This window comes from Streptomyces sp. NL15-2K (assembly GCF_030551255.1).
Lineage (GTDB): Bacteria > Actinomycetota > Actinomycetes > Streptomycetales > Streptomycetaceae > Streptomyces.
Genome location: NZ_CP130630.1, coordinates 2,293,877 through 2,315,664 on the forward strand (window position 1 = coordinate 2,293,877; position 21,788 = coordinate 2,315,664).

A 21,788-nucleotide genomic window follows, 5' to 3' on the forward strand; every position below is an offset into this window, starting at 1 on the left:
CACGTACAACCAGTACGAGGGCCTGCGCCCGGCACGCCGAGAGCACGCACCTGACGCCGCAGGGCCCGCCCTTCGGGCGGACGACGGGAATTTGACGACAGGGCCTAGCTCCGCAGCACCGCCCCCGTGCGCTCCCCCGCAAGCGCAACCGCCGCGTCCCGAGCCGCAGAGGCCTCATCCACGGTCAGAGTCCGATCAGCCGCCCGGAACCGCAACGCATAGGCAAGAGACTTCCGCCCCTCCCCCAGCTGCTCCTCGTTCTCGTACACGTCGAACAGCCGGATGCCCTCCAGCAGTTCACCCGCGCCCTCACGCAGCGCGGCCTCCACATCGGCATGCGGCACGAACTTCTCGACCACGAGGGCGACATCCTGCGTGGCAACGGGGAACGTGGAGATGCTCGGCGCCTGCGGCGTACCGTCCCCCACCCGCTCCAGCGCGTCCAGATCGAGCTCCATCGCACAGGTACGCGCGGGCAGCCCCAGCGACTTCAGCACCCGCGGGTGCAGCTCACCCGCATGCCCGACGACCCGCTCGACACCGTCCGCGATGACCGCCAGCTCGGCGCACCGACCCGGGTGCCAAGGCCCGTACTGCCCGCTGCGGACGACCAGCTCCGCACCGGCCTCACGGGCCACCACCCGCGCCGCCTCCACCGCGTCGGCCCAGTCGCCCGCACGCCCCTTGCCCCACCAGCCGGCCTGCTCACGGGCACCGGCGAGGACAACGGCGACGTGGCGCGGCTGCTCCGGCAGCGCGGCGTTCAGCTCCGCGATCTCCTCTTCGGTGGGTCGCCGGTCGACGGGCAGAGCGACAGCGACGCGCTGCTCCGCACGCGGCAGGAAGACCAGCCCGGTCTCGAACAACGCCAAGTCGTGCGAGCCCCGGCCGTCGTTGCGCCGCAGGGCACCCAGCAGGCCCGGCAGCAGCGACGTACGCAGCGCCGGCTCCTCGTCGTTGAGCGGGTTGGTCAGCTTCACGACACGGCGGGCCGGGTCGTCGGCCGCCAGGCCCAGCTGATCGAAGACCTGCTCGCTGACGAACGGGTAGTTCGGCGCCTCGACGTACCCGGCCCCGGCCAGGGCCCGGCCGACGCGGCGGTGCAGCCGCTGCCGGTGGGTGAGGCCACGGCCGGACGGCGGCTTGGGCAGGGTGGAGGGCAGGTTCTCGTAGCCCTCCAGGCGGATGACCTCTTCGGCCAGGTCGTTGACCTCGAGGAGGTCGGGCCGCCAGGACGGCACGGTGACGAGCAGCTCGTCCTGCCCGTACACGTCGCAGCCGATCTCCTGAAGACGTCGTACGACGGTCTCCCGGCCGTACGTGACACCCGCGACCTTGTCCGGGTGGTCGGCGGGGACGGTGATGGTGTGCGGCGCGGACGGCGCGATGACCTCGGTGACGCCGGCCTCGGCGGTGCCGCCCGCGAGCAGCACCAGCAGGTCGACGGTGCGCTGGGCGGCGGCGGCCGCGGCCTGCGGGTCGACGCCGCGCTCGAAGCGGCGGGAGGCCTCGGAGGACAGCTTGTGGCGGCGGGCCGTACGGGCGATGGAGACGGCGTTGAAGTGTGCCGCCTCGATCACGACGTCCGCCGTAGCGTTCTCGACGTCGTCGTGGTCGGCGATCTCCGTGTTCGCGCCGCCCATCACGCCCGCGAGGCCGATCGGGCCACGGTCGTCGGCGATCACCAGGTCCTCGGCGTCCAGCGTGCGGACCACGCCGTCGAGGGTGGTGAGCTTCTCGCCCGGCTCGGCCCGGCGCACGCCGATCGTGCCCTGGACGAGGCCCCGGTCGTAGGCGTGCAGCGGCTGGCCGAGTTCCGTCATCACGTAGTTGGTGACGTCGACGGCGAGCGAGATCGGGCGCATGCCGACCTTCTGCAGGCGGCGCTGGAGCCAGATCGGGGAGCGCGCCTCGGGGCTCAGACCGGTGACCGTACGGGCGGTGAAGCGGTCGCAGCCGACCGGGTCGGCGACCCGCACCGGGTAGCCGAAGGCGTTCGGGCCGGGCACGTCGAGCAGGGCCGGGTCGCGCAGCGGAAGGCCGTAGGCGATGGCCGCCTCGCGGGCGACGCCGCGGATGGACAGGCAGTCGCCGCGGTTGGCGGTGACGGCGATGTCCAGGACCTCGTCGACCAGTTCGAGGAGTTCGATGGCGTCCTTGCCGACCTCGGCCTCCGGCGGCAGCACGATGATGCCCTTGGTGCCGTCGTCGCCCATGCCCAGCTCGTCGCTGGAGCAGATCATGCCGTGGGACGTCTTGCCGTAGGTCTTGCGCGCGGAGATCGAGAAGCCGCCCGGCAGGGTGGCGCCGGGCAGGACCACGACGACCTTGTCGCCGACGGCGAAGTTGCGGGCGCCGCAGACGATCTCCTGGGGCTCGCCGGTGCCGTTGGCCTGGCCTACGTCGACGGTGCAGAAGCGGATCGGCTTCTTGAAGCCCTCCAGCTCCTCGATGGTCAGCACCTGGCCGACCACGAGCGGCCCCTTGAGGTCGTGGCCGAGGTGCTCGACGGTCTCGACCTCCAGACCGGCCGAAACGAGCTTGGCCTGGACGTCGCGCCCGGTTTCAGTCGCCGGCAGGTCGACGTACTCCCGCAGCCAAGAAAGCGGGACCCGCATCAGATCTCCATCCCGAACGGCCGGGTGAACCGGACGTCACCCTCGACCATGTCTCGCATGTCATCGACGTTGTGGCGGAACATCAGCATCCGCTCGATGCCGAACCCGAAGGCGAAGCCGCTGTACTTCTCCGGGTCGACGCCGCAGGCGGTGAGCACCCGCGGGTTGACCATGCCGCAGCCCCCGAGCTCGATCCAGCCTTCGGACGAGCAGGTACGGCAGGGCCGGTCGGGGTTGCCGACGGACTCGCCGCGGCAGACGTAGCACACCATGTCCATCTCGGCGGACGGCTCGGTGAACGGGAAGAAGTTAGGCCTGAGCCGCGTCTTCATACCCTCGCCGAACAGGGACTGGACCATGTGGTCCAGGGTGCCCTTGAGGTCGGCCATGGTCAGGCCCTCGTCGACGGCGATCAGCTCGACCTGGTGGAAGACCGGGGTGTGCGTGGCGTCCAGCTCGTCGGTGCGGTACACGCGGCCGGGGCAGATCGCGTAGACCGGCAGCTCGCGGTCGAGCAGGGAGCGGATCTGCACCGGCGAGGTGTGGGTGCGCAGCACGGCACCGGACTCGGTGCCGCCCTGAGCGCCCTGTACGAAGAACGTGTCGTGCTCGCCGCGGGCCGGGTGGTCCGGGCCGATGTTCAGCGCGTCGAAGTTGAACCACTCGGCCTCGACCTCGGGGCCCTCGGCCACCTCGTAGCCCATGGCCACGAAGATGTCCTCGATGCGCTCCGAGAGGGTGGTCAGCGGGTGGCGGGCGCCGGCCGGTACCCGGTCGTACGGCAGCGTGACGTCCACCGCCTCCTCGACCAGCACCCGCTGGTCGCGCTCGGCCTCCAGCTCGGCCTGGCGGGCGGCCAGGGCCTTGTTCACGGCGCCGCGGGCCTGGCCCACGCGCTTGCCGGCCTCGGCCTTGGCGTGCGGGGGCAGCGCGCCGATCTCGCGGTTGGCGAGGGCCAGCGGGGAGGTGCCGCCGGTGTGGGCGACCTTGGCCTCCTGGAGCGCGTCGAGGGAGTCCGCGGCGGCGAAGGCGGCGAGCGCCTCGTCCCGCATGCGCTCGATCTCTTCCGGTTTCAAGGCCTCGACCTCTACAGGGTCGTACGACTTATTCGGTGCCGACATCTCTTCCCGTGCTTCCGATTGGCTGGCTGAAGGTCCCCGTCACCGACTCGTGGACAGATCGTCACGGTTTTTGGGACACAAGGGTGCCAAAGGCCGAGTCTAACGGGGTGGAGGTATACGAATGCGCCCGCGGGCTGCTCAGGTCAGATATGCCGGAGTGCTCACGGGCAACGTAAATCGGAACTCGGCGCCGCCGCCGGTGGCGCGGCCGACCGTGATGGTGCCGCCGTGGGCCTCGACGATGCCCTTGACGATGTAGAGCCCGAGGCCGGTGCCACCGCGCTTGCTGCCCCGCCAGAAGCGGGTGAAGACGCGGTTCATGGACTCCTCCGGGATGCCGGGCCCCTCGTCGCTCACCGTGACCGACGTGGCTGTGTTGTCGACGTTCTCGCCTTCGCGCGGGGACGCCGTGGCCGTGATGTCAATGGTGACCGTTCCCTCACCGTGCCGCACGGCATTTTCCAGCAGGTTGCTGAGCACCTGGTCGATCTTGTCGGGGTCGGCCCACAGAGCGGGCAGGGGCTGCTCGATACGCAGCAGGAACCGGTCGGCGGGCAGGCCGGCCGCGACGTACGCCTGGATGTGCCGTCCGACGGCGGCGCCGATGTCGACGGGCTGGCGGCGCACCTCGAGCCGCCCGGAGTCGATCCGGGAGATGTCCAGCAGCTCGGCGATGAGCCGGGTGACCCGGTCGGCGTCCGCGTCGACGGTCTCCAGCATCAGCCGCTTCTGGTCGTCGGTGAACCGTTCCCACTTGGCGAGGAGGGTCGCGGTGAAACCCTTGACGGAGGTGAGGGGCGAACGCAGTTCGTGGGCCACCGTCGCGATCAGCTCGGCGTGGCTGCGCTCGGTGCGGCGGCGGGCCTCGGTGTCGCGCAGGGAGACGACGACACGGGCGACGGGCCCGGTGGGCCGTGTCCGCACGTATTTCGCGGAGACGAGCACCTCCCGCCCGCCGGGGAGGAGCAGATTGCGCTCGGGCTGTCCGACCCGGATGGCGAGCCCGCCGTACGGATCGGTCAGCTGCCACCAGCGCCGCCCCTCCAGGTCCTCTAACGGCAGGGCCTTCTCCAGCCGCTGTCCGAGGGCTTCCTCGGCGGGGAGGGCGGTGATCCTGGCCGCGGCGGCGTTGAAGCAGATCACCCGTCCGTGCTCGTCCGCGACGACGAGGCCGTCGGGCAGTTGGTCGGGGTCGATGCCGAGCTCGGAGAGATCACCGGGCCGGGACGCGGGCGGGCACCGTACGTCTCGTGCTCCCGGTGCGCTGCTCGTGCCGACACTCATCCCCGTACCCCACCTCTCAGACGGCGCAGGGCCCCCGAGCTGGTCACCCTACTAGGCCCTGCCGTCGGATTCCCGTCGTCCGCCCGAAGGGCGGGCGGGAATCCGACGGCAGGGCCTTAGCTGTCGGTGACGGTGCGGCACCCTCCGGAGGCGCGCTGTGCACGGGCTGACGCATAGAGACATACGGCGGCGGCGGTGGCGAGGTTCAGGCTCTCGGCCTTCCCGTGGATCGGGACGCGTACGACGGCGTCCGCGAGCGTACGGGTCTCCTCCGGGAGCCCCCAGGCCTCGTTCCCGAACACCCACGCGGTCGGCCCGCCCATGGTCCCCTTGTCGAGCTCGTCGTCGAGATCGTCGGTCCCGGCCCCGTCGGCGGCGAGGACGCGGGTGCCGACTCCCTTGAGCCCCGCGACCGCCTCCTCCACGGGGACGCCCACGGCGACGGGAAGGTGGAACAGCGAGCCCACGGAGGCGCGTACGGCCTTGGGGTTGTAGAGATCGACCGAGGCATCGGTCAGTACGACGGCCTCGGCACCGGCCGCGTCGGCGCATCGCAGGACGGTGCCGGCGTTCCCGGGATCCCGTACGTTCGCGAGCACGGCGACGAGCTTGGGGCGGGCCGCGAGGATCTCATCGAAGGGCGTGTCGAGGAACCGGCAGATCCCCACGAGTCCCTGCGGGGTGACGGTGGTGGAGATGCCGGCGATGACCTGCTCGTCGGCGAGATGCACCCGGGCCCCGGCAGCGCGGGCCTCACCGATGATGTCGGCGTACCGCTCCGCGGCGTCCAGTGTGGCGAAGAGCTCGACCAACGTGGACGCGTGCGCCGCGGCCTCCCGCACGGCCTGCGGCCCCTCCGCGAGAAACAGCCGCTCCTTGCCCCGGAAGTTCCGCTTGGCGAGCCGTCGGGCGGCCAGGACGCGGGGGGAACGGGGGGAGATCAGCTCGGGGGTGACAGGGGCCATGCAACTCACCTTCGGTAACAACTCTCCGCCGCGACGGCGATCACCTCGACGACGGATTACGGCGGTGCCGAGGCCCGCACCACGCAGCACAACGGACCCGCAGGCGATCCCACGGGTCCGTCCAGTCACGTCGGCTCAGGGCCGGCGCCGGTGTCACGCAGCCTTCGGCGCGTTCACATCGCTCGGCAGCGCCTTCTGCGCGACCTCGACGAGCGCCGCGAAGGCGTTCGCGTCGTTGACGGCCAGCTCGGCCAGGATCTTGCGGTCGACCTCGACGTTCGCGGCCTTCAGCCCCTGGATGAAGCGGTTGTACGTGATGCCGTTGGCGCGGGCCGCGGCGTTGATGCGCTGGATCCACAGCTGGCGGAAGTCACCCTTGCGCTTCTTGCGGTCGTTGTAGTTGTAGACCAGCGAGTGGGTGACCTGCTCCTTGGCCTTGCGGTACAGGCGCGAACGCTGACCGCGGTAGCCGGAGGCCTGCTCGAGGATCGCCCGGCGCTTCTTGTGGGCGTTGACTGCCCGCTTGACGCGTGCCACTTTTAACTCCTTGTAGCGGGGCCGCGGTTGGACTCACGCGGCCCGGAAACGATTGGGTCCCGGTCAGAGATCGGGCGCGAGATGCGCGCCGGATGTCACTTGCCGAGAAGCTTCTTGATCTTCTTGGCGTCGCCCGGGGCCATCTCGGCGTTGCCGGTGAGGCGACGCGTCAGACGGGACGACTTGTGCTCGAGATAGTGGCGCTTGCCGGCGCGCTCACGGAGCACCTTGCCGGAGCCGGTGACCTTGAAGCGCTTCCTGGAACCGCTGTGCGACTTGTTCTTCGGCATAGCGCCGTTCTCTCCTCGTCGGTGGCGCTCCGATGCCCGGTCGTGAAACCGGGCACGGTGGAGCGTCGCTCTTGTATCGGTTACGTCCTGGGGACTTGCGTCCCCCGGGATCACGCGTCGGCGGATGCCTCGGCCGGAGCCTCGACGTCTTCCAAGGCGTTTTCGGACTCCGCGGCGTTCTGCGACTTGCCGGGGTTGGCCTTCGCCTCGGCCTTGCGGGCTTCCTGCGCCTGGCGAGCCTCGGCCATCGCCTCGGTCTTCTTCTTGTGCGGACCGAGAACCATGATCATGTTTCGGCCGTCCTGCTTCGGGTTCGACTCGACGAAACCGAGGTCCTGGACGTCCTCCGCGAGCCGCTGCAGCAGTCGGTAGCCCAGCTCGGGCCGGGACTGCTCGCGACCACGGAACATGATCGTGATCTTGACCTTGTCGCCCTGCTTGAGGAACCGGACGACGTGACCCTTCTTGGTGTCATAGTCGTGCGGGTCGATCTTCGGCCGGAGCTTCATCTCCTTGATGACCGTGTGCGCCTGGTTCTTGCGCGCCTCACGGGCCTTCATGGCCGACTCGTACTTGAACTTCCCGTAGTCCATGAGCTTGCACACGGGCGGACGGGCGTTCGCCGCGACCTCGACCAGGTCCAGGTCGTACTCCTGCGCAAGCTCCAGTGCCTTGGCCAGGGGGACGATGCCCACCTGCTCGCCACTGGGACCGACAAGTCGCACCTCGGGAACGCGAATCCGGTCGTTGATGCGGGGCTCGGCGCTGATGGATCCTCCTCGGTTAGCACCACACGGCCATCTGGCGGACGGCCGCGTATGTCTGTGTTCGTAAGACCTAACCGCGCCGACGCACAAAAAATGCCCCGGACGATCACAGGCGGGGCTCCATTGCTACCGGAGCACCGCCGCGATGATCGCGGGGCGCGCTTTCGGGCGACTCCATCGTCCGTACGGAACGATGGTGGCCGCCTGACCGGGTGACCCGCCGTCCCGGAGGACGGTCAGGTGGGAGATCGGAGCCTCCACTTGTGGGCCGAGCACGCTGCGTACTTCATGGCGCGTCCGGCCGGTCGTTACACAAGGTTAGCAGCTCGGTCCGGGAAGGGCTAACCGAGACCGAATGGGGCGATGCTCCGTGGGGCACCTATCGTGTCCTGCATGAGTGAAACCTCCCCCTCCGGCTCCCCCGAGCAGCCCGACTTCGACGAGATGACCCGCGACATCGCGGAGGTCCCGGCGGTCGAGGTGATCGTGACGGTCGCCGTCAATCTGATGAGCGCCGCCGCCGTGAAGCTCGGGCTGACCGAGGAGGGCGACAAGTACAAGGACCTGGACGAGGCCCGCAAGCTGGTGCACGCCCTCGCCGGGCTGCTGGACGCGAGCGCGACCGAGATCAGCTCCTTCCACGCGGCGCCGCTGCGCGACGGTCTGAAGTCGCTGCAACTGGCGTTCCGCGAGGCGTCGCTCGTCCCGGACGAGCCGGGCCAGGGACCGGGCGAGAAGTACACGGGCCCGATCTACGGCTGATTCACGGGCGTACGTACAGGGGCTCGCCCGGCGGCGTCACCCCGGCCGGCAGCAGGGCCAGGTCGAGGCCGCGCACCAGGCGGGCCCGTAGCGTGTCGTCGGCGGCGAGGCGCTGTGCGACCGCCCGCGCGGCCTCGGCGGGTGGCGTGGCCGGGTCCAGTACGAGCACGAGGGTGCCGTCGGCCTGCCCCGGTCCGAGGTGGGCGCGCAGCACGGCGGGCTCGGCGGCCACGGCACCGCGGACGGCCTCGACGACGGCCGGGTCGGCGAGCGGGTCGGCCGTCGTACGCCCCTCGGCGAGCGCGAGCAGCGCGGGCCCGGTCAGCTCGTACGGCACGGGTCCGGCCATGTCCAGCACGATCGTGTCGGCCTTCTCGTGCGCGGCGGCCTGGAGGGCCTGGTGCAGGGGTACGGCGACGGGGCGGGCCGCCGGGTCCCAGCGGGCCAGCGACTCGGTGGAGGTGAAGGCGGGCAGGGCGACGCGGCTGCCGGCCTTCAGGGTCGGTACGGCCATGTCGCTGGTCTTCTCGCGGCGCAAGCCGTTCTCGTCCTCCTCCACCTCGCCGAGCACGGCCACGACGGGGACGAGCAGCCGGGCGCCCTTGAGCGCCTCCAGGACGGGTCCCTCGGCGGAGCGGTCCTCGGCCCAGGCGGCGAGCGCCGCGCTCAGCCGGGGGTCGGCGGAGCCGTCGTCGTCGGAGAAGCCGGAGTCGGGAATGTTCTTGTTCGCCACGGTCACCGACCCTATAGGGGGGATACTGCTGCGCTTGTGCGGGCCCGGAAATCTGTTCGTGACGCCCTTCACCGCTTTCTCAGATATCTCTGACACACATCTAACATCCGTCTAACAGCCCGCACAGTCGCCGCCCCGAGCATCGCGGGCATGGACTCTTCCAGAGCCGCCCCCCGCTCCCGTCCTCCCCGGCGCCGCCCCTGGCTGTACACCGCGCTCGCCTCCGTCGCCGTCGTCGGCGGTACGGCGGGCGGGACCGTGTACGTCAAGGCGCAGGCGCATTCCGGTGGGGGCGCCGTATCGTCGGCGCCGACGCCGTCGGCCTCCCCCTCGGCCCCGGCGATCGAGGAGGCATCAGTGGAACCGGTGGCGCAGCCGACGGTGGACCATGACGCGGTGCTGGCCGACGCCTTGGAGGCCGTGGGCGCGGAAGACACCGCGGAGGTTTCGGTGGCGGTGCTCAGCCTGGACTCCGGCGAGAGCGCGAGGTACGGCGACGGCGCCTACGACACGGCGAGCATCGTCAAGGTCGACATCCTGGCGGCGCTGCTGCTCCGGCATCAGGACGCGGGGACGCGTCTCACGGCCCAGGAGAAGGCCTACGCCACCGCCATGATCGAGAACAGCGACAACGCCTCCGCGACGGCGTTGTGGCGGATCATCGGGAGGGCGGACGGGCTGGACGCCGCGAACGAGCGGTTCGGGCTCGCCGACACCGAGGGCGGCGACGGCGAGCTGTGGGGGCTGACGCAGACGACGGCCGCAGATCAGCTCAGCTTGCTCCAGCAGGTGTTCGGGGACGACTCGGAGCTGAGCGGGGCCTCGCGGTCGTATGTGCGGGGGCTGATGGGTGGGATAGCCGTCGGCCAGCAGTGGGGGGTGTCGGCCGCGGCCGACGGTTCCGGGTGGGCTCTGAAGAACGGCTGGCTGCCGCGCAGCACCACCGGGCTGTGGGACATCAACAGCGTCGGGCGCGTGACGGTGGACGGCGACGACTACCTGGTGGCCGTGCTGTCGAAGGGCAACTCGACGCAGGCGAAGGGGATTTCGCTGGTGGAGGCGGCTGCTCGGGCGGCTGTGTCGGTGTTCACGCGCTGAAGCCGCCGTAGCGACCCTCTAACCAGCTCTACTGCTCCAGAACCCGTCCCAGCTCTACTGCTCCAGAACCTGTCGTAGCGACTAGTGCCGCGGCAGGCAACGTTTGCCCGTCAAGGAGCGGCGTCCGGTGCGTGCTCTCGGCGTGCCGGGCGCAGGCCCTCGTACTGGATGTACTTGGGTCTGTGCCCGGTGCGGCGAGAGTGCGTGCCGGGCGTCGCGACGGGGCAAACGTTGCCTGCCGCGGCACTAGCTGTACTGCTCTAGAAGCCGTCGTAGCTGTCGTAGCCCTCGTAAGTGCGCGGTGGGCGGCGGCCGCGCCACAGGACCACCGCGACGATCAGCAGCACCACGCCGAAGCCGCCCGCGAGCGGGGCCGCCCAGACCGAGGTGTCGCTGTCCGCCCGGTCGGCGTCCGGGCCGGAGCCGAAGTACCTGTCGCCGTACGCGGCCGCCTGGAGGCCCTCCGGTTTGAGGCGGTCGGCCTCGGCGAGGGCGGCCGCCGGGTCGATGAAGCCGTAGCCGCGGGAGTCGTCGCGGCCGCCGCTGGGGGAGTTGCGGGCCGTGTCCTCCAGGAGTTCCTTGATCTGGGCCGGGGTCAGGTCCGGGTGGGCGGCCTTGATGAGCGCGGCCGCGCCGGAGACGAAGGCGGAGGCGGCACTCGTCCCCCAGCCCTCGTAGTACTTGTGGTCGGGGTCGGCGATGACGACGTCGACGCCCGGGGCGCTGACCGTGGCGTACCAGCGGCGGGTGGAGAAGGAGGCGCGGGTGCCGTAGCGGTCGACGGCGGTCGCGGCGATCACGCCCGGGTAGGCGGCCGGGTAGGAGATGTGGTCGCCCTTCTCGCCGCCGTTGCCGGCGGAGGCGACGACGACGGAGCCCTTCTTCAGGGCGTACTGGACGGCCTCGTCCTCGGCGGGTTCGGGGTGGGCGGAGGCGGAGTCGTCGCCGAGGGAGAGGTTGATGACCTCGGCGCCCTGGTCGGCGGCCCAGCGGATGCCTTCGGCGAGGGCGTTGCCGCGGGTGCTGCGGGCCCTGGCGCGGGACGGGTCGCCGTCTTCGAGGATCACTCGGACGGGCAGGATCTTCGCCTCCGGGGCGATGCCCATCACGCCGTCGGCGCCGTCGGCGCCGTGTCCGTGGCCGGCGATGATGCCGGCCATCGCGGTGCCGTGCCGGGCCCAGGCACGGTCGCCGTCCTTCGCGCCGAAGCCGATCATGTCCTTGCCGGGGAGGACGTTGCCGACGAGGTCGGGGTGGTCGGCCTCGACGCCGGTGTCGAGGACGGCGACGGTGACGCCCGCGCCCTTGGTCGTACGCCAGGCGTCCTGGGTGTGCATGGCCTCGAGGGCCCACTGCTGGGCGCGGATGCCGTCGGCGTGGGCGGCGGTGGGTGGGACGAGGGCGACGGAGGCGGCGAGCAGGGCGCTCAGCAGGCCGGCCCTGCGGGTCCTGACGCTCATACGGCTCACGCGGCTCACGCGGCTGCTCATGAGGGCTTCTCCGTGGGCGAACTGACGGTCCGGCGCAGGCCGCGTTCGATGCGGTCGGCGAGGCCTTGTGCCTCGTTGCCGAGGCCGGCCTGGGCCGGGGCCGTGGTGGTGGCGGACTCCATGGCCTCCTCCGCGGGCTGCGGATCGTCGACCGTGCGGCCGTCGGCCCAGCCGGAGACGGCGTAGACGACGACCGGGGCGTCGGTGAGGACGGAGACGGTCCAGGAGGCGCGCTGCTCGGGGCCGAAGTCGGCGGCGACGGTGTCCTTCGCGGCGTAGGGGCGGGGCATCAGGTCGGTCCGCTTGTCCAGGCCCTCGGCCTTGAACCGCCTGCTGAGGGAGGCCATGGCGGCGGCGTCGGCCTTGGTGAAGAGCAGGCCGACGGTGGTGACGTAGCTCCGGGTGGCGTCGGTGTAGGTGGCGCGCAGCAGCCGGTCGCAGCCGACGGAGGTGAGGGCCTTGCTCAGCAGCGGGTCGAAGGCGGCCTCGCAGCCGCTGTCGGGGGCGACGGCGATCCGGGTCCAGGTCCGGTCGGCGCCGCCGGGGCCGGCGCCCCGGCCTTCCACGGTCGGCGGGAACAGCTGGTTCACGGGGACGTTGTGCCACAGGCTGCCGGCCGCGGCGAAGGTGTCGCTCGTGCCGTCGTCCCCGGGCTCCCCGATGAGCCAACTCCCGGTCAGGGCACCGCCGATGAGCCCGAGTCCGAGCACGACACAGGCGGCCGCCGCGACGACCCGGGGCCGCACCCGCACCCCGAGCGGACGCGGCCGCGCCTGGTCGTCGTAACCCTCGGGCTCCCCGAAGGAGACGACGGGCCGTCCCGCGCCGGGGACCCCGCCGGGCGCCATGGGGGCGCTCCAGGACAGGGCCGGGTCCGGTGACAGGACGGTGGAGTCGGCGCCGGAGGTGGCGGTGGAGCGCGGCGGGGTGGTGGGCGCGGCGGGGATACGGGGACCGCGCCTCTCCCCGGCGGACGGCGAGGAGAGGCCCGTACCGCCCGCGGAGGACGCGCGCGAGTCGCTCCCGGCACCGGCGGGCCCTCGCTCGGGGCGGGACGGGAAGCCCGGCGCGACAGGCGCGGCGGAGCCCCCCGGCCGAGTGCCGGACGGCGCGCCGGACGTGACGGATCCGGGACGGCTGCCGGGCGCGGAGTCCGGACGGCCGTCCGACGCACGCGGCCCACCGAGGCCGGGCGACCCCGTCCGTTCGTACGCCTCGGCGTCCCGGCGGCGGCTGTCCGACCCCGACGGAGGGTCCGCGGGGATCGGACGCAGCCGGAAGGTCGTCTCCGACGCGGTCTCGACGGGCGCGCCGGTCGGACGGGGCGGTATCGGGGGCCGATGACTCGGGCGGGGCGGCACGGGGGCCGATCCGGTCGGTTCGCTGCTGGGGCGGGGCGGCATCGGCCCACTGCTGGGCCCGGACCGCGTGGCGCTCGCCGAGGTCGGCCCGGGGCTCCGACGCGGCGGAACGGAAGCCGACGAGGTCGGGCCGGTGCTCGGGCGGGGCGGTGGGACGCTCGACTCGGAAGTCGGCCCGCTGCTCGGGCGAGGCGGTGCGCCACCCGGCGTCGTCGGACCGGTGCTGGAGCGCGGCGGTGCCGAGGGCGACGCGTCCGGGCGGGGCGGTACCGCGCCCGGCGAGGCCGTACCGGCGCTCTCCTGGCGCGGCTCGCGGCCCGCTGCCGGCGGTGTGTCGGGGAAGCGGGCCGAGGCCTTGGGCGGGGGCGGGGAGGCGGTGTTCCGGGGGGACGGGGTTCGCAGGCTCGGGAAGTTGGGCCGGAAGGGCTGCCAGACGGGTGCCGAGTCGGCCTCGTCGGATGCGTTGTCGCGCCGGGGCGTGGCGGCACCGGGGCGGTCACCGGTCGTCGGCGACGCGGCCGGGCCCTGGGCACCAGGACTGTCGTCCGCCGTCGCCGGACGCCTGTCCGACGCCTCGGACGCCACCGCGGGCCCGTCCGGTGGCGCGCCACCGACCGTCGGCGGCGTCGACCACCGGCCCGCCGCAGCGCTCGACGTCGAGGACCCGTCCGCACCGAACTCCTGACGGCCCGCCGTCCGAGCTCCCCGCTCGCCCGTCTCGTCGCCGTCCGCCTCGGCCGTCGTCGGCGGCTGGGGCGGGCGTGGAGGAATGGAGGCGCGGCGCGCTTCCGTGCTCATGCACCCCCCGTTTCCTCGGGCCCGGGCCGTCTCCTCGTACGCGGGCCGTTGTCGCCGACATCCGTGCCGGCGCGGATCGAAGCCGTCCGGGCACGCATACCCGCACGGACGGACCGGCATCCCGGCGCGGGCGTGCGACCGGGGGCGGAACGGTCCTCCGTGCGTGCGCGTCACTCTACGGGTTGTTCCTGGGCGAACGGGAACCAGTCCGCGACGCCGGGGCATCTGCCCGGAACGTCCCCCTACCCTGCGGTAATCCTGTCTGGCAGGCTGCGTTCATGACTGCGCGCGCCGCCGACCGGGCCCGTTACGACCGGGCCACCGCCCATCTCGACGCCCCCCTCGCGATCGTGGACCTGGACGCCTTCGACGCCAACGCGGACGACCTCGTCCGCCGGGCCGGGGGCAAGCCGGTCCGGGTCGCCAGCAAGTCCGTCCGCTGCCGGGCCCTGCTCGAACGCGTCCTGGCGAAGGACGGCTTCGCGGGCATCATGTCCTTCACCCTCGCCGAGTCCCTGTGGCTGGCGAGGAGTGGTTTCGACGACGTGCTGCTCGCCTATCCGTCCACCGACCGCGCCGGGTACGCCGAGCTGGCCTCCGATCCCAAGCTCGCCGCCGCCGTGACCGTGATGGTCGACGACCCGGCGCAGCTCAGGCTCATCGACGAGGCACGCGACGGCGGGCGCGAAGTGATCCGTGTCTGCCTGGAGTTGGACACCTCGCTCAAGCTGCTCGGGGGGCGGGTGCGGGTCGGGGCCCGTCGGTCGCCGCTGCACTCCCCCGCCCAGGTCGCCGACATGGCCCGCGTGGTGGCCCGGCGGCCGGGGTTCAAGGTCGTCGGGATCATGGCGTACGAGGGGCATGTCGCGGGCGTCGGTGACGCCGTCGCCGGGCGGCCGCTGCGCTCGCGTGCCGTACGGCTGATGCAGGCCACCGCCCGCCGGGAACTCGCCGAGCGGCGTGGCGAGGTCGTGCGCGCGGTGCGGGCCGTGGTGCCGGACCTGGAGTTCGTCAACGGCGGCGGCACGGGCAGCGTGCAGCACACCGCCGCGGAGGACGCGGTCACCGAGATCGGCGCCGGGTCGGGGCTGTACGTACCGCGCCTGTTCGACAACTACACGTCCTTCAGCGGCCGTCCGGCCGCGCTGTTCGCCCAGCCCGTCGTGCGGCGGCCGGGGGTCGGGGTCGTGACGGTCCTCGGCGGCGGTTATCCGGCCTCCGGTGCGGCCGGGCCGGACCGGCTGCCGGTGCCGTATCTGCCGGAAGGGCTGAAGTACGACTCCCAGGAGGGGCCCGGCGAGGTGCAGACGCCGCTGCTCGGCTCCCCGGCCGACGATCTGCTGATCGGCGACAAGGTGTGGTTCCGGCACGCCAAGGCCGGTGAGCTGTGCGAGCGGTTCGAGACGCTGCACCTGATCGAGGGGGACGCGGTGACGTCGGCCGTCCCGACGTACCGGGGCGAGGGCCACACGTTCCTGTAGGCCGGCTGGACGGTCAGCCGGCCGGGCCGAGGCTGCTGCCCACGCCGCCGCCCGTGCCCGCGTCGTCGATCGACCGGATCCCCTTGGTGATCCGGTCCATGTCGGCGAGCGGCGGGCCGTCCGGCCCCGCGTCGAAGACGAACCGCACGAGGACCGGCGACTCGCTGCCGACGCTGGACGGGAAGACCAGCGACTGCACGTAGCCGCCGGGCCCGTCGGCCGTCGTCACCTGCCAGCGCACGAGGTACCCGGCGCGTCCGGCCACGGCGACCTGCCCGGACTTGACGGTCTTGTGCGACTCGATGCCGCCGTAGAGGCGCCGGCCGAGGGCGTCGCGGTCGTAGGCGTCGTCCGCGGCATCGGAGATGTCCTGCTGGGCGAGGGCCTGGGGGGACTTCTCGTCGTTCTCGGTCACCGTGCGCGAGAAGACCGCGCCGTGCCGGCAGATGCCGACGCCGGCCGGGCAGTCGTAGGTGCCGTCCGTGGTCATGACGACGTCGTCCTCGGCGACGTTGTCCGGCCGGACCCAGCCGTCGGGCAACGGCAGGGTGATGCCGTTGAGTTCGTCGACCACGACGGCCGGGTCGTCGGCGGACGGCTCGGAGGTGGTCGGCGCCGGGGCGGTGGTGGACGGGGCGGTGGTGGACGGGGTGGGCGGGGCGGACGTCGGCGCCGTGTCAGCCACCGTGCCGCCGCCGTCGTCGTCGTCCCCGCCGAGTACGGCCACTCCGGTGACGATCGCGGCGACGAGGACGACCCCGGCGATCGTGAGGGCGACGGCCTTCGCACGTCCGGACGCCCCGCCGGCCGGCTGCGGCGGCCCGGGTGCCTCGGGGGCACGCCGGTGTTCGGTCCACGCGGTCCCGTCCCACCAGCGCTCCAGGTGGGGAGCGTGGGGGTCGGGGTACCAGCCGGGCGGGGGCGTCATGCTCATTCCGGCACTCTAGGACGCTCTACAGCGGTGTGACGTAGGCGCCCGAGATTCCGCCGTCGACCAGGAAGTCGGTGGCGTTCACGAAGGAGGAGTCGTCGCTGGCCAGGAAGGCGACGGCGGCGGCGATCTCGTCCGCCTCGGCGAACCGGCCGAGCGGAATGTGGACGAGCCGGCGGGCGGCCCGCTCGGGGTCCTTCGCGAACAGCTCCTGGAGCAGCGGGGTGTTGACCGGTCCGGGGCACAGGGCGTTGACCCGGATGCCCTCCCGGGCGAACTGCACGCCCAGTTCACGGGACATGGCGAGGACGCCGCCCTTGGACGCGGTGTACGAGATCTGCGAGGTCGCCGCGCCCATCCGGGCCACGAAGGACGCCGTGTTGATGATGGAGCCCCTGCCCTGGCGCCGCATGTAGGGGATCGCGGCCTTGCAGCACAGGTAGACGGACGTGAGGTTGACCTCCTGGACGCGCTTCCATGCCTCCAGGCCGGTCTCCAGGATGGAGTCGTCGTCGGGCGGGGAGATGCCGGCGTTGTTGAAGGCGATGTCGACGCTGCCGTAGGTGTCGTAGGCCGTCTTGAACAGCGCCTCGACCTGCTCGGGGTCGGTGACGTCGACCTTCACGAAGGTCCCGCCGACCTCGTCGGCGGCGGCCTTGCCGCGGGCCTCGTCGACGTCGCCGCAGACGACGTGCGCGCCCTCGGAGGCGAGCCGGCGCGTGGTGGCGAGACCGATGCCGCTGCCGGCTCCGGTGACGACGGCGGTACGGCCCACGAGGCGGCGGCAGATGATTTCGTCGGTCACTGTGCTGGGCCCTCCGTGCTGATGAAGACGTTCTTGGTTTCGGTGAAGGCGGTGAGGGCGTCCGGGCCGAGTTCGCGGCCGATTCCGGACTGCTTGTAGCCGCCGAAGGGGGTCCAGTAGCGGACGCTGGAGTGGGAGTTGACGGACAGGTTGCCGGCGCGGACAGCACCCGACATCCGCAGGGCGCGGCCGACGTCACGCGTCCAGATGGAGCCGGAGAGACCGTAGTCGGTGGCGTTGGCGAGCTGGATCGCCTCCGCCTCGTCCTCGAAGGGCAGGACCACGGCGACCGGGCCGAAGACCTCCTCGACGGCCACGCGCGCGTGCGGGTCGACGCCGGTCAGGACGGTGGGCGGGAACCAGAAGCCGGGGCCTTCGGGGGCCTTGCCGCGGATGCCTTCGGCGTCGCCGGAGACGTACGAACGCACGCGGTCCAGCTGGACCTTGGAGATCAGCGGGCCCATGTCCGTCCGCTCGTCCGCCGGGTCGCCGACGTGGACGGACTCGATCGCGGGGGCGAGGAGGCCGAGGAAGCGGTCGTAGGCGGAGCGCTGGACGAGGATGCGGGTGCGGGCGCAGCAGTCCTGGCCGGAGTTGTCGAGGAAGGACATTGGGGTGGCCGCCGCGGCGGCTTCGAGGTCGGCGTCGGCGAAGACGATGTTGGGGCTCTTGCCGCCGAGTTCGAGGGTGACGCGCTTGAGGTGGGCGGACCCCTTGGCCAGCACCTGTTTGCCCACGGCCGTCGACCCGGTGAAGACGATCTTCGCCACGCCGGGGTGCTCGACGAGCGCGTTGCCCGCGACGGGGCCGTGGCCGGGCAGTACCTGGAACAGGCCCTCGGGCAGCCCGGCCTCCAGGGCGAGTTCGGCCAGGCGCAGGGCGGTCAGCGGGGTCGTCTCGGCGGGCTTGAGGATCACCGCGTTGCCTGCGGCGAGCGCCGGGGCGGTGCCCCAGGCCGCGATGGGCATGGGGAAGTTCCAGGGCGCGATGACGCCGACGACGCCGAGCGGTTCGAGGATCGTGACGTCGAGGCCGCCCGGCACCGGAATCTGTCGTCCGGTCAGCCGCTCCACTCCCCCGGCCGCGTAGTCGAGCAGATCACGGACGTTGCCCGCCTCCCAGCGGGCGTTGCCGACGGTGTGTCCGGCCTCCCGGACCTCCAGCCGCGCCAGCTCTTCGAGGTGTTCGTCGACTGCCGTGGCGAACCGGCGCAGCAGGCGGGCGCGGTCGCCGGGCGCCAGGGCGGCCCACTGGGCCTGTGCGCGCGTGGCGCGTACGACGGCCGCGTCGACGTCGGCCTCGGTGGCGCCGGGGACGGTGGCGACGACCTCCTCGGTCGCCGGGTTCAGTACTTGGAGCTGGTACTCGGGGGACTCGTACTCGGGGGACAAGAAGGGCCTCACAAGCGTTCGAAGGAGCGGCGGAGCTCCCAGTCGGTCACCGCGGCGTCGAAGGCGTCCAGTTCGACGCGCGCCATGTTGCGGTAGTGCGCGACGACCTCGTCACCGAAGGCGGCCTTGGCGATCGGGCTGTTCTCCCAGAGCTCGGCGGCCTCGCGGAGCGTGGTGGGGACGTGCGCGAAGTCGGCGGCGTAGGCGTTGCCCGGACACGGCTCGGGCAGTTCCAGCTTCTGCTCGATGCCGTACAGGCCGGCCGCCACAAGGCCGGCCACCGCCAGATGCGGATTCACGTCGCCGCCGGGCAGCCGGTTCTCGAAGCGCAGGGAGCGGCCGTGGCCGACCACCCGCAGGGCGCAGGTGCGGTTGTCGTAGCCCCAGGCGACGGCGGTCGGGGCGAAGGAGCCGGGCTGGAACCGCTTGTAGGAGTTGATGTTGGGGGCGTAGAGCAGCGAGAAGTCGCGGAGTGCGGCGAGCTGTCCGGCCAGGAAGTACCGCATGACGTCCGACATGCCGCCCGGGTCCTGTGGGGAACCCGTCATCGCGTTGTTGCCGGCGGCGTCCGCGAGCGAGAGGTGGATGTGGCAGGAGTTGCCCTCGCGCTCGTTGTACTTGGCCATGAAGGTGAGCGAGACGCCCTCCTGGGCGGCGATCTCCTTGGCGCCGGTCTTGTAGATGGCGTGCTGGTCGCAGGTGACCAGGGCGTCGTCGTAGCGGAAGACGATCTCGTGCTGGCCGGGGTTGCACTCGCCCTTGGCGGACTCCACGGTGAGGCCGGCGCCGGTCATCTCGTTGCGGATGCGTCGGAGCAGGGGCTCGATCCGGCCGGTCCCGAGCACCGAGTAGTCGATGTTGTACTGGTTGGCCGGAGTGAGCCCGCTGTAGCCCGCGTCCCAGGCTTGCTCGTAGGTGTCCTTGAAGACGATGAACTCCAGCTCCGTGCCGACCTGGGCGGTGAAGCCGTGCTCGGCGAGGCGTTCCAGCTGGCGGCGCAGGATCTGGCGGGGGGCGGCCACCACCGGGGAGCCGTCGTTCCAGGCGAGGTCGGCGACGAGCATGGCCGTGCCCTCGTTCCAGGGGACGCGGCGCAGGGTGCTCAGGTCGGGGTGCATGGCGAAGTCGCCGTAACCGCGGTCCCAGGAGGACATCGCGTAGCCGTCGACGGTGTTCATCTCGGTGTCGACGGCGAGGAGGTAGTTGCAGCCCTCGGTGCCGTGGTGGAGGACCTCGTCGAGGAAGAAACGGGCGGCGAACCGCTTGCCCTGGAGCCGCCCTTGCATATCGGGAAAGGCCAGGACGACAGTGTCGATCTCACCGCCGGCGACGAGGGCGTGCAGCTCCTCGACGCCGAGCGGGGGTGTGCGGTCTGCCACGGGAAAGCCTCCTTCGGCTTCTTCGGTCAGCCGGAAGCCCTAAGGTATTGGTGAGAACCATTGCTTGGGAAGGGGGCACGGCCATATGTCGGTGGACGCTGACGGCGGCCCGGACGACCGGCTGACCCCGGTGCTGCGACCGGTGCGGGCGGGCAACGGCTTCGAGGAGGCGCTGGAGCAGATCCTCCAGGTGGTCCGGCTGGGCCTGGTGCCGGGCGGCGAGCGGCTGCCCGCGGAGCGGGAACTGGCGGAGCGGCTCGGGATCAGCCGGGTGACGCTGCGCGAGGTGCTGAAGGTGCTCCAGGACCAGGGCCTGGTGGAGTCGCGGCGCGGGCGGTACGGCGGAACGTTCGTCCTGCCCCGCGCGGACGCGGGCGGCGAGGACGAGCTGCGGCGGCGGATCTCCGAGGTCGACATCGAGGACGTCCTGCGCTTCCGGGAGGTCCTCGAGGTGGGTGCGGCAGGACTGTGCGCGACGCACGGTCTGTCCGCGGAGCAGGCGGACCGGTTGCGGGAGGCGTTGGCCGCGACGCAGGACGCGCCGCTGACCGAGTACCGCCGCCTGGACACACTGCTCCACCTCACGCTGGCCGAGCTGTGCGGCTCGCCGACGCTGACCGCGCAGTACGCGGCGGTCCGGGCGTCGGTGAACGACCTGCTCGACTGCATACCGCTCCTCGTCCGCAACCTGGAGCACTCGCAGCGCCAGCACACCGCGCTGGTCGAGTCGGTGCTCGACGGGGACGCGGACGGGGCGCGGGAGATGATGCGGGAGCACTGCGCGGGGACGGCGGCGCTGTTGCGGGGATTCCTGGCGTGAGCGGTATGAACGCCCTTGCCGTCCGGGGTGACACTCGGCAAAGGTATAGGTGTATTCCATTGCGGGAGGGCGCATGGCGGACAGGCCGTTGATCGGGATCAGTACCTACCTGGAGGCCGGGGCGCGCTGGGGCGTGTGGGAGCTGGAGGCCGCTCTGCTGCCCGCCGGGTATCCGCGGCTCGTGCAGCGGGCGGGCGGTCTGGCCGCGATGCTCCCGCCGGACGCGCCGGAGCACGCCGCCGCGGCCGTCGCCCGCCTCGACGGCCTGGTGATCGCGGGCGGCCCGGACGTCGAGCCGGTCCGCTACGGCGCCGAGACCGACCCCCGCACCGGGCCGCCCGCGCGCGCCCGGGACACCTGGGAGCTCGCGCTCATCGACGCGGCGCTGACGGCGGGCGTCCCGCTCTTGGGCATCTGCCGGGGCATGCAGTTGCTGAACGTCGCCCTGGGCGGCACGCTCGCGCAGCACATCGAGGGGCACGCGGAGGTGCCCGGCGTCTTCGGCCGGCACTTCGTGAAGCCGGTGCCGGGCACGTCGTACGCCGATGTCGTCCCGGAGGAGACGTCCGTACCGACGTTCCACCACCAGGCCGTGGACCGCCTCGGCACGGGCCTGGTCCCGTCGGCGTACGCGGCGGACGGGACGGTGGAGGCCGTGGAGCTCCCCGGCCCCCACTGGGTGGTGGGCGTGCAGTGGCATCCGGAGATGGGTGAGGACGTCCGGGTCATGCGCGCACTGGTCGAGGCCGCGTCTCGCACCGCTTCCTGAGCCAGGCCAGGGCCGCTTCGCCCTGCGCCCGCTGGAAGGCGCGGAGCGTGGGGATGCCCGGGGGCGGCGGCAGGAGCGAGTGCTGGAGGAAGTATCCGGCGAGGCCCGCCAAGGCGGCGGTGACGGCGTCCGGGTCGGCGCCGCGGCCCAGCGGGTGGGCCGCGAAGACCTCCTCCGGGTCCGGGCCGCCCTGGGCGCGGACGCAGGGCAGCATGATCAGCAGGTCGAACCAGGGCGCGGCGCGTACGGCGTGCGGCCAGTCGACGAAGACCACGCGGTCGTCGGCGGTGAGCACCCGGCGGGAGGGCGGCGGCGTTGCGGGCCTCGGCGCGGTGCATGCCCGGGCTGTGGGGGTTGGTAGCTGCTCGCGAGAGAGTGTCCATGAGGC

21 protein-coding genes and 1 pseudogene are annotated in these 21,788 nt (G+C 72.2%); 7 read left to right on the forward strand and 15 right to left on the reverse strand.

Translation table 11 applies throughout. The features are described 5' to 3' along the window. Nucleotides 1-104 precede the first annotated feature (104 nt). The 7 genes from pheT to infC form a co-directional block, all read right to left on the reverse strand. On the reverse strand, nucleotides 105-2,618 hold the full coding sequence (pheT, locus tag Q4V64_RS09790) for a phenylalanine--tRNA ligase subunit beta (RefSeq protein ID WP_124443696.1): 2,514 nt from the start codon (nucleotides 2,616-2,618) through the stop codon (nucleotides 105-107). Further along, a complete protein-coding gene (gene pheS / locus Q4V64_RS09795) occupies nucleotides 2,618-3,739 on the reverse strand; it encodes a phenylalanine--tRNA ligase subunit alpha (RefSeq protein ID WP_124443695.1) in 1,122 nt (373 codons plus the stop codon). Before pheS ends, pheT begins: the two co-directional genes overlap by 1 nt. Nucleotides 3,740-3,877: 138 nt before the next feature. Next, nucleotides 3,878-5,023 (reverse strand): ATP-binding protein, encoded by a 1,146-nt coding sequence (locus Q4V64_RS09800; RefSeq protein ID WP_124443694.1) that lies wholly within the window; start codon nucleotides 5,021-5,023, stop codon nucleotides 3,878-3,880. Nucleotides 5,024-5,139: 116 nt separating this feature from the next. Beyond that, entirely contained in the window at nucleotides 5,140-5,988 is an 849-nt protein-coding gene (locus Q4V64_RS09805; RefSeq protein WP_124443693.1) for an RNA methyltransferase, read from the reverse strand. Between the two features lie 153 nt (nucleotides 5,989-6,141). Beyond that, nucleotides 6,142-6,525 carry a 50S ribosomal protein L20 gene (gene rplT / locus Q4V64_RS09810; protein ID WP_006141703.1) on the reverse strand — a complete coding sequence of 128 codons (384 nt, stop codon included), beginning with the start codon at nucleotides 6,523-6,525 and terminating at the stop codon, nucleotides 6,142-6,144. Between the two features lie 95 nt (nucleotides 6,526-6,620). After that, complete coding sequence (rpmI, locus tag Q4V64_RS09815; RefSeq protein ID WP_124443692.1) at nucleotides 6,621-6,815, reverse strand: 50S ribosomal protein L35; 195 nt, start codon at nucleotides 6,813-6,815, stop codon at nucleotides 6,621-6,623. Between the two features lie 110 nt (nucleotides 6,816-6,925). After that, on the reverse strand, nucleotides 6,926-7,585 hold the full coding sequence (gene infC, locus Q4V64_RS09820) for a translation initiation factor IF-3 (protein ID WP_124443901.1): 660 nt from the start codon (nucleotides 7,583-7,585) through the stop codon (nucleotides 6,926-6,928). Between the two features lie 390 nt (nucleotides 7,586-7,975). On the opposite strand from infC, the gene Q4V64_RS09825 reads away from it, so the two are divergent. Next, entirely contained in the window at nucleotides 7,976-8,344 is a 369-nt protein-coding gene (locus Q4V64_RS09825; protein ID WP_124443691.1) for a DUF1844 domain-containing protein, read from the forward strand. Between the two features lies 1 nt (nucleotide 8,345). Here Q4V64_RS09825 and Q4V64_RS09830 read toward each other — a convergent pair whose 3' ends face one another. After that, entirely contained in the window at nucleotides 8,346-9,077 is a 732-nt protein-coding gene (locus tag Q4V64_RS09830) for an SseB family protein (RefSeq protein ID WP_124443690.1), read from the reverse strand. A 150-nt stretch (nucleotides 9,078-9,227) separates the two neighbouring features. On the opposite strand from Q4V64_RS09830, the gene Q4V64_RS09835 reads away from it, so the two are divergent. After that, a complete protein-coding gene (locus Q4V64_RS09835) occupies nucleotides 9,228-10,175 on the forward strand; it encodes a serine hydrolase (RefSeq protein ID WP_124443689.1) in 948 nt (315 codons plus the stop codon). Nucleotides 10,176-10,435: 260 nt separating this feature from the next. Here Q4V64_RS09835 and mycP read toward each other — a convergent pair whose 3' ends face one another. Then, entirely contained in the window at nucleotides 10,436-11,635 is a 1,200-nt protein-coding gene (mycP, locus tag Q4V64_RS09840; protein WP_172629487.1) for a type VII secretion-associated serine protease mycosin, read from the reverse strand. Between the two features lie 26 nt (nucleotides 11,636-11,661). Continuing rightward, entirely contained in the window at nucleotides 11,662-12,513 is an 852-nt protein-coding gene (locus Q4V64_RS09845) for a hypothetical protein (protein ID WP_124443687.1), read from the reverse strand. On the opposite strand from Q4V64_RS09845, the gene Q4V64_RS09850 reads away from it, so the two are divergent. From Q4V64_RS09850 to Q4V64_RS09860, 3 genes are all read left to right on the forward strand, one after another. Then, nucleotides 12,512-13,009 (forward strand): hypothetical protein, encoded by a 498-nt coding sequence (locus Q4V64_RS09850; RefSeq protein WP_124443686.1) that lies wholly within the window; start codon nucleotides 12,512-12,514, stop codon nucleotides 13,007-13,009. The two genes, Q4V64_RS09845 and Q4V64_RS09850, sit on opposite strands and share 2 nt — an antisense overlap. Before the next feature lie 84 nt (nucleotides 13,010-13,093). Beyond that, complete coding sequence (locus tag Q4V64_RS09855; protein WP_124443685.1) at nucleotides 13,094-13,711, forward strand: hypothetical protein; 618 nt, start codon at nucleotides 13,094-13,096, stop codon at nucleotides 13,709-13,711. 391 nt (nucleotides 13,712-14,102) lie between these two features. Continuing rightward, complete coding sequence (locus Q4V64_RS09860; RefSeq protein WP_124443684.1) at nucleotides 14,103-15,305, forward strand: amino acid deaminase/aldolase; 1,203 nt, start codon at nucleotides 14,103-14,105, stop codon at nucleotides 15,303-15,305. A gap of 13 nt (nucleotides 15,306-15,318) precedes the next feature. On the opposite strand, the gene Q4V64_RS09865 is transcribed toward Q4V64_RS09860, so the two are convergent. Genes Q4V64_RS09865 through Q4V64_RS09880 form a run of 4 tightly spaced genes read right to left on the reverse strand, consistent with a single transcriptional unit; the run spans nucleotide 15,319 to nucleotide 19,811 of the window. Then, the gene (locus Q4V64_RS09865) at nucleotides 15,319-16,233 is read right to left on the reverse strand and encodes a DUF2510 domain-containing protein (protein WP_124443899.1); all 915 of its coding nucleotides are present in this window, start codon (nucleotides 16,231-16,233) and stop codon (nucleotides 15,319-15,321) included. 25 nt (nucleotides 16,234-16,258) lie between these two features. Further along, nucleotides 16,259-17,041 (reverse strand): 3-oxoacyl-ACP reductase, encoded by a 783-nt coding sequence (locus tag Q4V64_RS09870; protein ID WP_124443683.1) that lies wholly within the window; start codon nucleotides 17,039-17,041, stop codon nucleotides 16,259-16,261. Beyond that, nucleotides 17,038-18,432: an aldehyde dehydrogenase family protein gene (locus Q4V64_RS09875; protein ID WP_124443682.1), complete on the reverse strand. Its 1,395-nt coding sequence runs from the start codon at nucleotides 18,430-18,432 to the stop codon at nucleotides 17,038-17,040. The genes Q4V64_RS09870 and Q4V64_RS09875 overlap by 4 nt, the downstream gene beginning before the upstream one ends. Before the next feature lie 8 nt (nucleotides 18,433-18,440). Beyond that, a complete protein-coding gene (locus Q4V64_RS09880; RefSeq protein WP_124443681.1) occupies nucleotides 18,441-19,811 on the reverse strand; it encodes a glutamine synthetase family protein in 1,371 nt (456 codons plus the stop codon). 85 nt (nucleotides 19,812-19,896) lie between these two features. Here Q4V64_RS09880 and Q4V64_RS09885 point away from each other — a divergent pair, with 85 nt between their 5' ends. Together Q4V64_RS09885 and Q4V64_RS09890 are read left to right on the forward strand one after the other, a co-directional pair. Then, nucleotides 19,897-20,631 (forward strand): FCD domain-containing protein, encoded by a 735-nt coding sequence (locus Q4V64_RS09885; protein WP_124443680.1) that lies wholly within the window; start codon nucleotides 19,897-19,899, stop codon nucleotides 20,629-20,631. Nucleotides 20,632-20,704: 73 nt separating this feature from the next. Then, nucleotides 20,705-21,400, forward strand: coding sequence for a gamma-glutamyl-gamma-aminobutyrate hydrolase family protein (locus tag Q4V64_RS09890; protein WP_124443679.1), 696 nt, complete (start codon nucleotides 20,705-20,707; stop codon nucleotides 21,398-21,400). Here the strand turns inward: Q4V64_RS09890 and Q4V64_RS09895 are convergent. Continuing rightward, a pseudogene (locus tag Q4V64_RS09895) lies at nucleotides 21,357-21,683 on the reverse strand (aminoglycoside phosphotransferase family protein); the annotation flags it as partial. The gene Q4V64_RS09890 and the pseudogene Q4V64_RS09895 sit on opposite strands and share 44 nt — an antisense overlap. Nucleotides 21,684-21,788: the final 105 nt, after the last annotated feature.

Bases quoted from the DNA above. Each gene is read 5' to 3' on its own strand.
- pheT (WP_124443696.1), bottom strand. From the start codon at position 2,618: ATGCGGGTCCCGCTTTCTTGGCTGCGGGAGTACGTCGACCTGCCGGCG.
- pheS (WP_124443695.1), bottom strand. From the start codon at position 3,739: ATGTCGGCACCGAATAAGTCGTACGACCCTGTAGAGGTCGAGGCCTTG.
- Q4V64_RS09800 (WP_124443694.1), bottom strand. From the start codon at position 5,023: ATGAGTGTCGGCACGAGCAGCGCACCGGGAGCACGAGACGTACGGTGC.
- Q4V64_RS09805 (WP_124443693.1), bottom strand. From the start codon at position 5,988: ATGGCCCCTGTCACCCCCGAGCTGATCTCCCCCCGTTCCCCCCGCGTC.
- rpmI (WP_124443692.1), bottom strand. From the start codon at position 6,815: ATGCCGAAGAACAAGTCGCACAGCGGTTCCAGGAAGCGCTTCAAGGTC.
- Q4V64_RS09825 (WP_124443691.1), top strand. From the start codon at position 7,976: ATGAGTGAAACCTCCCCCTCCGGCTCCCCCGAGCAGCCCGACTTCGAC.
- Q4V64_RS09835 (WP_124443689.1), top strand. From the start codon at position 9,228: ATGGACTCTTCCAGAGCCGCCCCCCGCTCCCGTCCTCCCCGGCGCCGC.
- mycP (WP_172629487.1), bottom strand. From the start codon at position 11,635: ATGAGCGTCAGGACCCGCAGGGCCGGCCTGCTGAGCGCCCTGCTCGCC.
- Q4V64_RS09850 (WP_124443686.1), top strand. From the start codon at position 12,512: ATGGGGGCGCTCCAGGACAGGGCCGGGTCCGGTGACAGGACGGTGGAG.
- Q4V64_RS09845 (WP_124443687.1), bottom strand. From the start codon at position 12,513: ATGGCGCCCGGCGGGGTCCCCGGCGCGGGACGGCCCGTCGTCTCCTTC.
- Q4V64_RS09860 (WP_124443684.1), top strand. From the start codon at position 14,103: ATGACTGCGCGCGCCGCCGACCGGGCCCGTTACGACCGGGCCACCGCC.
- Q4V64_RS09865 (WP_124443899.1), bottom strand. From the start codon at position 16,233: ATGACGCCCCCGCCCGGCTGGTACCCCGACCCCCACGCTCCCCACCTG.
- Q4V64_RS09885 (WP_124443680.1), top strand. From the start codon at position 19,897: ATGTCGGTGGACGCTGACGGCGGCCCGGACGACCGGCTGACCCCGGTG.
- Q4V64_RS09890 (WP_124443679.1), top strand. From the start codon at position 20,705: ATGGCGGACAGGCCGTTGATCGGGATCAGTACCTACCTGGAGGCCGGG.